A 9,000-nucleotide genomic window follows, 5' to 3' on the forward strand; every position below is an offset into this window, starting at 1 on the left:
GAATGTAGTCCTGGGTGCAGGTCTCCCTGACCTTTTCCTTCTCCGACTTCTCCAGTTCCTTATCCGCTCCAGGAGGAGGCAACGGGTTCGGCTTCCAGGGCCGGGGCGGCTTCATCACCTCCACCTGCTCGCACGCCGCCGCCGAGCCGTTCTTGCATTGGCAATCCACCGTGCTGACGCAGCCCGGTCCAGGCCCCGGGCCAAGGGACTGCCGGAACTGTCGCGGGCCACCTGCGCAGCCCGCGACAGCTCCACAAAACAACAGCACGAATCCTAATCGCAGACCTGCTCCGTGGCGTGCGTGGTGGCGCGGGGGCTCCAGCCCTCGTTGCCGTCCTTCTCGAAGTAGAACTTCGCGCGCGTGCGCTGCCGCGTGCCCACTTCATTCAGCGTGTTCGCGTCGTACAGCCGGCCGTTCACCATCGTGTAGCGCACCGTACGGCTGTTGGAGATGTCCTCCAGGGGGTTCTTGTCCAACACCACCAGGTCCGCCAGCTTCCCCACCTCCAGCGAGCCCAGGTCCTTGTCCATGCCCAGGTGGCGCGCGCCGTTGATCGTGCCCGCGCGCAAGGCCTGCATCGGCGACATGCCGCCCTGCACGAACATCGCCAGCTCCCAGTGCGCCGCCAGGCCTTCACGCTGACCGTGCGCGCCCAGTTGCACGCTCACGCCCAGGTCGTTCAGCTCCTTCGCCGCGCGGGCCACGTTCTGGTGGTTGAACTCCTCGTCAGGAATCATCACGCGGCGCCGTGAGCGCCCGTCCACCACGCGCCGGGGCACGAACGACAACAGGCGCGTGTCCTCCCAGACGTTCGTCTTCTGGTACCAGTAGTTCTCCCCCATGAGCCCGCCGTAGGCCACGCCCAGCGTCGGCGTGTAGTCCACCTGCGTGCCCTTCCAGAGCTGGCGCACGTCGTCGTAGATGCGCGACACCGGCAGCGAATGCTCCAGCCCCGTGTGCCCATCCACCACCATGGTCAGGTTGTGCTGGAGCAGCGATCCGCCCTCGGGCACCACCAGCATGTCCAGCTCGCGCGCCGCCTGGAGGATCTTCTGCCGCTGGTCGCGCCGGGGCTGGTTGTAGCTCTTCACGCTGAACGCCCCCAACGCCTTCATCCGCCGCAGGTGACGGCGCGCGTCGTCCAGCGTGTCGATTTCGACGTGCGCGTCCGCGCTCGCCGCCCCGTACAGGATGGTGCCCGTGGAGAAGATGCGCGGCGACGTCAGCATCCCCGCCTTGCCCAGCTCACTCGCGGCGAAGATGGTCTCCGAGTGGTTGGACGGGTCGTGCAGCGTCGTCACCCCGAACGCCACCGACGCCGCCTGCACCCAGCTCTGCTCCGGCATCAGCCCGTCCACGCCCATGGCCCCGTGCCAGTGCACGTCAATCAGGCCCGGCATCAGCGTCTTGCCCTTCACGTCCACCACCTTCGCGGACGCAGGCACGTTCACCTTCCCCACCGGGCCCAGCGCCACGATGCGGTTGCCCTTCACCACCACCACGCCCTCCTCCACCACCTGCTCGCCCTTCATGGTGACCAGCCGCCCGCCCACCAGCGCCAGCGTCCCCTCCGGCACGTCCGACTTCGCGGAGAACGCCACGTCCACCCCGTCCGCCTCCGGCGGCGGCAGCGTCTTGGGCGCGCCGTCCATGAACGTGAACGCGTCCTTCAGCGCCCGCGTGTAGAGCCTGGACCCCAGCGCCCAGTGCAGGGACAGCCGCGCGTCCGTGCCGGACCAGTGCAGGTATTCGCCCGCGTCACGGCTCACCTGCGTCACCGGCATCGCCTTGGTGCCCGGCCCCACCCGCGCCTCCTTCGCGCCGCGCACGAAGGGCGTCACGTAGGCGTTGAAGTCCTCGCGGAAGGCCACCCACTTGTCGTCCGGCGACACGCGCATCTCCAGCGCGCCACCGCTGGTCAGGTGCGTGCGCGGCTCGTCCCCGTCCAGCCCGATGCTGCGCAGCGTGCGCACGTCCTCCACGTCCTTGGACTCCACGTGCAGGAAGTACACGCGGTCCGACTTCGCGCCGAAGTGCGGCTGCTCCCCGTCCCGCGTCAGCTTGCGCGCCACGCCTCCACCGGTGGACGGCACCACGAACAGCCCCGTCTCCCGGCTCCACGTGCCCGGCATCAGGTAGCCGTCGCCCGTCGTCCGGTACACCACCCACCTGCCGTCGGGGCTCATCGCGGGCTCCACATAGAAGCCCGGCTGCGTCGTCACCACGCGGCCCTCGCCGCCCGTCACCGACACCACGCGCACCGCGCCCAGCGCATCGTCGTCCCACGTCGTGTAGACGATGGAGCGCCCGTCCCGCGAGAACGACGGATAGAACTCCAGGTGCTCGTTCTGCCGCGTCAGCCGCCGCGGTGTCCCCGACGGCAGCTCCTTCACGTAAAGCTTGCCCAGCGCCTGGTACACCAGCCTCTTGCCATCCGGTGACACCTGCATCCAGCGCAGCATCTTCACGTCGAAGCGGTCCGGCGCCACGGCGCGCGTGCCCTTCACCGCCGCGAACACCGTGCGTGTCCCCTTCACGTGGAAGGGGATGGGCGACACCTTCTTCGTCGCCACGTCGATGCGGTGCAGCTTCCCGCTCGCCCAGAACACCAGCGACTTGTTGTCCGGCGTCCACGCCATCACCGGAGACACGCCGTGGATGGCCCACGTCTCCTGCATGTCCCGGTCGAGCCCGTCATGCAGCGGCCGCTCCGCCCCGGACTTCACGTCCGTCACGTACAGCACGCTCTTGCCGCGCACCCTCCGCACGAACGCCAGCTGCTTGCCGTCCGGCGACGGCGTGGGCCGGATGGAGCCACCCGGGCCGGTGACGAAGGGCTCCACCTCCTTCGCGTCCAGGTCCAGCCGCTGGATGGCGTAGAGTTCCTTGTTCGGATCCTTGTCGTACTCGAAGGACTTCCCCGGCGTGACGTCCTGGCTGAAGTAGACGTAGCGGCCGTCCGGGGAGAACACGGGCTCGCCCAGGTCCTTCTGGTCGTTGGCGCGTTCGGTGAGCTTCACGCCTTCGCCGCCCGCGCGGTGGAACATCCACACCTCGCCCGCGCCCAGCGAGCGTCGGCCGGTGAAGTGCTTGCGCGCCACCAGGAACTGGCCGTCCGGACTCCACGCCGGGCTGTTGAGCAGACGGAACTTCTCCTGCGTCACCGCGCGCGGGTTCTTGCCGTCGCGGTCCATCACCCAGATGTTGTCCCCGCCGCCCCGGTCGCTGGTGAACGCGATGGACTTCCCGTCCGGGCTGTAGCGCGGCTGCATGTCCCACGCGGCGCCGGACGTCAGCGCGCGGGCCTCGCCGCCCGCGATGGGCAGCGCGTAGATGTCTCCCAGCAGGTCGAAGAGGAGTTCGTCTCCGCGCGGGCTCACGTCCACGTTCATCCACGTGCCCTCGCGCACGTCGATGGGCACCTGCGTGCTGGCCACGCCCGGGGGCGCGTCCACCTTCCACTCCTCCTTCTTCGCGTCCGGCTGCTCCGTCGTGGCGACGGGGGCCAGGGTGCCGCCGTCGCCCTCGCTCGCCCGGGCGGCTTCGCGCGCGGTGTCCTTGGGCGCGGGCGGCTTGGGCGGTTCCTGCGGAGGCGCTTCACCCTGCCCTGGAGGTGCGGGCTCGGGTGCACTCGCGGGCCGGGGCAGGGGCTGCGCCGCCAGGAGCAGACCTGGGACGAGCAGTGCGAAGCAGAGGGCGGAGAGAGGTCGGTTCACCGGAAGTGTCCTCGGGGAAGACGCGGGGCGCGGCATCCTGCCAGGATGCGTGGGCTGTCAGGGCGCCCGTGAACTCGCGGACGGGCAGGCGTGTTCCTGGGCGCGGCGTGCCGCGGTGCGTTCCCCCGGCGCGGTCCGAATCTGCTACTGCATCCAGCCCATGTCGGACTTCAGTCTTTCCACGGACCCGGCGGAGCGGCGCGAGGCGCTCTCCGTCCTGTTCACCGAGGCGGTGCCCCACAACCATGCGCTCGGGCTGCGGCTGGAAGCGGTGGGGCCCACGGACGCGACGGTGGTGATGCCCTACGCGGATGTGCTCGTCGGCAACCCGGAGACGGGGGTGGTGGCGGGCGGCGCGGTGACCACGCTCATCGACGCGGCGAGCGGCGCGGCGGTGATGGCGGCGCTGGGCGCGTTCGCGGCCATCGTCACGCTGGACCTGCGAATCGACTACCTGCGCCCCGCGCGCCCGGGCCTGCCGCTGACCGCGCAGGCCGAGTGCTACAAGGTCACCCGCATGGTCGCCTTCGTGCGCGCGCTGGTGCACCAGGGCGACCCTGCGACGCCGGTGGCCTCGTCGCAGGGCACCTTCATGCGGGTGGAGAGCTGATGAGCACGCCTTCGCTTCCCCTCGCGGACCTGGTGCGACAGGTGCGCCAGTCGCGCGAGTACCACCGCCTCACGGACGCCATCCCCTACACGCGCTTCGTGGGCATTGGCGTGGAGAACCTGGCCGGCGAGATGCTCTGCCGCATGCGCTACGCGCCGCACCTCATCGGCAACAGCATCCTGCCCGCGCTGCACGGCGGCACGCTGGGGGCGCTGCTGGAATCGAGCGCCATCTTCGAGCTGCTGCTCAAGACAGACACCGAGCGCGTGCCCAAGGTCATCTCCACCACGGTGGACTTCCTGCGCTCGGGCAAGGCGCAGGACACCTTCGCGCGAGCATTCATCACGCGACAGGGACGCCGCGTGGCCAACGTGCGCGTGGAGGCCTGGCAGGACGACCGCACGCGGCCCATCGCCAGCTCGCACGCGCTGTTCCTGCTGTCGGAGCCGTGAGGCTCCGGAGCTTCGGGGGGCGCTAGCCGTCCACCACGATGCGGTACGTGCGGCGTTTGCCGTCACTGCCCCAGATGATGAGCGTGGTCGTCCCCTTCGCCAGCGCGGAGACCTCCACGCCGTCCTTCCCGGTGGTCTTCACGTCCGCGACGGACGGGTCGCCCAGCGCCACGCGGCTCATTCCCTGCACCGTCAGCACCTGCTTCGCGCCCTTCTTCAGGGTGAGCGTCTCGTCCGCGGGAGGAAGCTCCTTCGAGTCCCCAGCGCGAGCAGCGGGCTCCTTCGCCCCCGCGGGCAGGGCGCTGAGCAGCAGGGTTCCCAACGTCAGGGCCACGAAGCGTGAAGCCATGAATGCAACCTCCGGGTGACTCCGGCGGAGTCCGGAGCTGCCCCAATGTCCCATGCGCTGGCATCCGACGTCTCCTGAGAGCCCCCCGCGATGCGCGCACTGACGTTGTTACAGCGTGGTTCCCATTTCTACAGGGTTCAGGCCGGGTCCTTCAGCGGACAGCGTGCACGGGGACACGGTGGATTGCCTTGGGGTCCGCCGGGTGGAGGACAGGGTTTCCAGCCTGGGGGCGCGGTGGGGGCACGGCAGTGAACGCGAGCGCACGTCACGGGAGCGCGGCACGTCGCCTGCTAGCTCACGGGAGCGACACCGACGCGGAGACCCCCATGAGCGAGCGCGAGTCGATGAAGCTACGGGATTTGAAGGAAGCCGCCCATGCGCTGTACCAGCGGGGGAGGTATGCGCAGTGCGTGGAAACGTACGCGCAGCTCGCGAAGATGCTCCCGCGCGACGCGAATGTGCGCGTCCGGCTGGCGGAGGCCTGCCGCCGCGCGGGGCAGAAGGAGCAAGCGATTGCCGCGTACCGTAAAGCCGCCCGGGTGCTGTTGTCGTTGGGTTGCGAGTCCCGCGCAAGGGGTGCGCTGAAGGCCGCGCTGGAATTGGATCCGCGCGACGCGGCGTTGCAGCAGGAGTTGGCGCGGATGGGTCAGGGCGCGGTGACTCCGACGGCACTGGAGGACGAGGAGCTCTACCGTTTCGACCGGCTGCCGCCGACGCCGCCGCCCGGACGGATGCGCAGCGTGCCGCCGTCCTTCGTGCGCAACGACGCGCAGGGGCCGGACGCACCGAGGGCTCTCCCGGTGGCGCCGTCCGTCACGCCGGTGAACGTCCATGGGACACCGAGCGTGATGCAGGGACCGGGACGGCAGGCGGTGCTGCCCCATCCGCGTCCTGCCATGCCGACCGTGACGCCCGCGCTGGATTCAGCGACGACGACGATGTCCCGTTCCATGGCGCAGGTGGCGGCGGGTGCGCCGGAGGCCGTGACGCTGCCGAAGGTCATCGTGTCGATGTTCGCCTTCGGGGATCCACCGGCGGAGGGGGCCGAGCAGCCGGGAGGGAATACGCCTCCGTGCATCACGCCGGTGATGGTGAGCAGGAGCGTGCCCCAGAAGGCACGGCCGGCCGTGCCGCCGTCCACGGTGAATCCTGCTCCGACGCCGGAGCGCCCCACGGTGAAGGTCCTCGCGCTGAAGAACCGCGCGCCCGGCGCCCCACCAACGAAGCCTCCGTCCGCGGTGATGCCCTACAAGCCGGAGATGCGCCGCCTGGCGCCGAACGTGGTGGCCCTGCGCGTGTCGCCACAGGCACGCTGGGTCATCATCCGCTCGGAGAGCGACCTTGAAGTGAGCCGTTCCGAGGTGCTTCCCGGGGAGCCAGCCGCCGCGCATTGAGGTGGTGTGAGGAGTGACAAGGTCTTTGCAGCCAGCCCGCCTTCGTGGTTGAGCCGTTGCTCCGACTCACCATCCCGAAGGAGTCTGGTGATGACGCTGGAGGAACTGGTCGAACAGGTCGCGAAGCACGTCGCCGCCCAGACCGACGCCATCTGGAAAGGGGACGCGAAGACCGGAAACAAGCACGCCAGGAAGTACAACGCGGCGATCGATCAACTCCTGGCCCACGGTGATGCCGGACGGGATGCGCTCCTCGTGTTGTTCAAGCATGAGCGCATGGACGTACGGGTGACGGCCGCTGCGACCCTGCTCCGCTACCGGACGGCTGAAGCCAAGGCCGTCCTGGAGGAAGCCGCCAAGGGCCAGGGCCTCGTTCCCTTCGAAGCCTCGATCGTATTGAAGCACTGGAAGGAAGGCACCTGGTCCCTGGACCCCGGATAGCCGTCCCCACAACGCACCGTGGCGCCCTCCCCTCTTCAGGGAAGGACGCCCGGATGCTCCACCCCGTTCAGGGACCGTCCTACATGGACACGGACTTCGCCGGGTCGATGAGGCTCTGGAGCGGGTTCGTCGCTTCCGCGGTCTCCTGCCCCACGTCCGGCTCGTAGGCGCGGACCTGCGCCTCGCAGTGGTTGCTCTTCCGGTTCTGGTGGCAGTGCCGGATGCCGTACACGTGATGGCACCCGCATGGATCCACGCGCTTCTTGGCGCACAGCGACGGATTGAACACCGGAGCCGCGGTCATCTCCACCGGCCCCGCCTGCAACGACACCGCCAGCACCATCCCCGTCAAAAACCCCATCGCCCACCCCCTTGATGCACGCTGCAGAAATGGGAATGCCGATCCTCCGCCGCAACCCCCGGGCTTGTCTGAATGCCGCTCCGTGCACTCCCGGCCGTTCCCTCCGTCCACCCCAGGGGATTTCCCCTCGGCGAACGCCAGGCAGGCAGCCAATCGTGTGTCCGGAAACCGGCACCGTCAGGGATGATGGAGGGCTTCGTCCCTGCCGCGGGTTCACCCACCTGGGGGATTCACCATGAGCTGGAAGCAACACCTGGAAAAGGTCTCCGAGGGCCACTACGTCCTGCCGCGCACCAAGACGATGCGCGTGCACGCGGATCTGTTCCTCTCCGACAAGCTCCTCTGGGGGGAGGAAGGCAACCCGGAAGCCCCCCCGCTGGAAGACGCCGTCTTCGATCAGGTCGTCAACGCCGCCACCTTCCCCGGCGTCACCCGCGTCGCCGTCACGCCCGACTGTCACGTGGGCTACGGCGTCCCCATCGGCACCATCGTGGAGACGGACGGCGTCCTGCTGCCCACCGCCGCCGGCTACGACATCGGCTGCGGCATGGTGCAGTTGCAGACCTCCCTCACCGTGGAGGACGTCGCCGACCCCGCGAAGCGCCGCCAGTGGATCGACGAGGTGACCGACCGCATCGCCGTGGGCGTGGGCGCCACCCGGGCACGCAAGCAGCGCAAGCTCAGCGAGCCCACCCTCAAGGAAGTCCTGCGCCACGGCGCCAAGGCCCTGGGCCGAAGCCGCTCCGTCACCGAGCGCGACTTCATCCCCGTGGAGGACACCGGCGTTTCCATCCCCGAGCGCGCCTATGACAAGCGCGGACAGCTGGGCAGCCTGGGCGGCGGCAACCACTTCACCGAGATGCAGGTGGATGAGACGGGCCGTGTCTGGGTGATGCTCCACACCGGCAGCCGGGGCTTCGGCTGGAACATCGCCAAGCACTTCTTCGTGGCAGGCGCCGCGCAGCTGGGCCTCAAGAGCCGCAGCGAGGACTTCGTCTGGCTGGACGCGGACAGCGCCCTGGGCCGCAGCTACTGGAACCTGCACAACATGGCGGCCAACTTCGCCGTGGCCAACCGGTTGCTCATCGGAGAGGCCGTGTGCGGGGCGCTCGAGGACGTGTTCGGCGGCACCGCGAACATCTATTACGAGATCAGCCACAACCTCATCCAGCGCGAGGGCGGCAGGTTCGTCGCACGCAAGGGCGCCACGCGGGCCTTCCCTGCCGGACATCCGGCCCTCAAGGGGACGACGTGGGAGGCCACCGGGCACCCCATCCTCATCCCGGGCTCCATGGAGACGGGCAGCGCCATCCTCTTCGCGGAGCCGGGGGCGGAGAAGTCCATCTACTCGGTGAACCATGGCTCCGGCCGGCGGCTGTCACGCTCCGCCGCGCGCCGGCAGCTCCAGCAGGAGGAGACGGACCGGCGCATGGCGGAGGCCGGCATCCTGCTCAACACCCGCACCACGCCGCTGGACGAGTCCGGGCCCTGCTACAAGAACCTGGACGACGTGCTGGAGACGGTGGAGCAGGCAGGACTCGCCCGGGTGGCCCACCGCCTCAAGCCGGTGGCCTGCATCAAGGGCGCGGACTGACGGGATATCCCGAGAAGGGGGACTCGTGGGGGAGGCCGGGCGGCGGTAGACTGGGCCTCCGCCTGGAGCCCCACCCATGCCC

8 protein-coding genes are annotated in these 9,000 nt (G+C 69.4%); 5 read left to right on the forward strand and 3 right to left on the reverse strand.

Annotation, left to right across the window (positions count from 1 at the left end; genetic code table 11):
• Positions 1–273: 273 nt before the first annotated feature.
• Positions 274–3,717: an amidohydrolase family protein gene (locus D7Y15_RS14795; protein WP_120575823.1), complete on the reverse strand. Its 3,444-nt coding sequence runs from the start codon at positions 3,715–3,717 to the stop codon at positions 274–276.
• A 160-nt stretch (positions 3,718–3,877) separates the two neighbouring features.
• Between D7Y15_RS14795 and D7Y15_RS14800 the strand changes: the two genes are divergently transcribed.
• Positions 3,878–4,327, forward strand: a complete 450-nt coding sequence (locus D7Y15_RS14800; protein WP_120575831.1) for a PaaI family thioesterase — start codon at positions 3,878–3,880, stop codon at positions 4,325–4,327.
• Positions 4,327–4,779, forward strand: a complete 453-nt coding sequence (locus D7Y15_RS14805) for a PaaI family thioesterase (protein WP_120575824.1) — start codon at positions 4,327–4,329, stop codon at positions 4,777–4,779. The genes D7Y15_RS14800 and D7Y15_RS14805 overlap by 1 nt, the downstream gene beginning before the upstream one ends.
• 22 nt (positions 4,780–4,801) lie before the next feature.
• On the opposite strand, the gene D7Y15_RS14810 is transcribed toward D7Y15_RS14805, so the two are convergent.
• Entirely contained in the window at positions 4,802–5,128 is a 327-nt protein-coding gene (locus D7Y15_RS14810; protein WP_158620770.1) for a pilus assembly protein N-terminal domain-containing protein, read from the reverse strand.
• Between the two features lie 2 nt (positions 5,129–5,130).
• Here D7Y15_RS14810 and D7Y15_RS44145 point away from each other — a divergent pair, with 2 nt between their 5' ends.
• Positions 5,131–6,522, forward strand: coding sequence for a tetratricopeptide repeat protein (locus tag D7Y15_RS44145; RefSeq protein ID WP_148712770.1), 1,392 nt, complete (start codon positions 5,131–5,133; stop codon positions 6,520–6,522).
• Positions 6,523–6,612: 90 nt separating this feature from the next.
• Positions 6,613–6,963, forward strand: a complete 351-nt coding sequence (locus tag D7Y15_RS14825; protein ID WP_120575827.1) for a DUF2019 domain-containing protein — start codon at positions 6,613–6,615, stop codon at positions 6,961–6,963.
• Between the two features lie 79 nt (positions 6,964–7,042).
• Here the strand turns inward: D7Y15_RS14825 and D7Y15_RS14830 are convergent, their stop codons facing one another.
• Positions 7,043–7,324 carry a hypothetical protein gene (locus D7Y15_RS14830; RefSeq protein ID WP_120575828.1) on the reverse strand — a complete coding sequence of 94 codons (282 nt, stop codon included), beginning with the start codon at positions 7,322–7,324 and terminating at the stop codon, positions 7,043–7,045.
• 235 nt (positions 7,325–7,559) lie between these two features.
• Between D7Y15_RS14830 and D7Y15_RS14835 the strand changes: the two genes are divergently transcribed.
• Complete coding sequence (locus D7Y15_RS14835) at positions 7,560–8,918, forward strand: RtcB family protein (RefSeq protein WP_120575829.1); 1,359 nt, start codon at positions 7,560–7,562, stop codon at positions 8,916–8,918.
• The last annotated feature ends 82 nt before the right edge of the window (positions 8,919–9,000 follow it).

Source organism: Corallococcus sp. AB030 (genome assembly GCF_003668965.1).
In the GTDB taxonomy this organism is placed as follows: Bacteria; Myxococcota; Myxococcia; order Myxococcales; family Myxococcaceae; genus Corallococcus; species Corallococcus exiguus.

Coding starts and splice junctions, on each gene's coding strand:
- D7Y15_RS14800 (WP_120575831.1), top strand. CDS start 3,878: ATGTCGGACTTCAGTCTTTCCACGGACCCGGCGGAGCGGCGCGAGGCG.
- D7Y15_RS14805 (WP_120575824.1), top strand. CDS start 4,327: ATGAGCACGCCTTCGCTTCCCCTCGCGGACCTGGTGCGACAGGTGCGC.
- D7Y15_RS14810 (WP_158620770.1), bottom strand. CDS start 5,128: ATGGCTTCACGCTTCGTGGCCCTGACGTTGGGAACCCTGCTGCTCAGC.
- D7Y15_RS44145 (WP_148712770.1), top strand. CDS start 5,131: ATGCAACCTCCGGGTGACTCCGGCGGAGTCCGGAGCTGCCCCAATGTC.
- D7Y15_RS14825 (WP_120575827.1), top strand. CDS start 6,613: ATGACGCTGGAGGAACTGGTCGAACAGGTCGCGAAGCACGTCGCCGCC.
- D7Y15_RS14830 (WP_120575828.1), bottom strand. CDS start 7,324: ATGGGGTTTTTGACGGGGATGGTGCTGGCGGTGTCGTTGCAGGCGGGG.
- D7Y15_RS14835 (WP_120575829.1), top strand. CDS start 7,560: ATGAGCTGGAAGCAACACCTGGAAAAGGTCTCCGAGGGCCACTACGTC.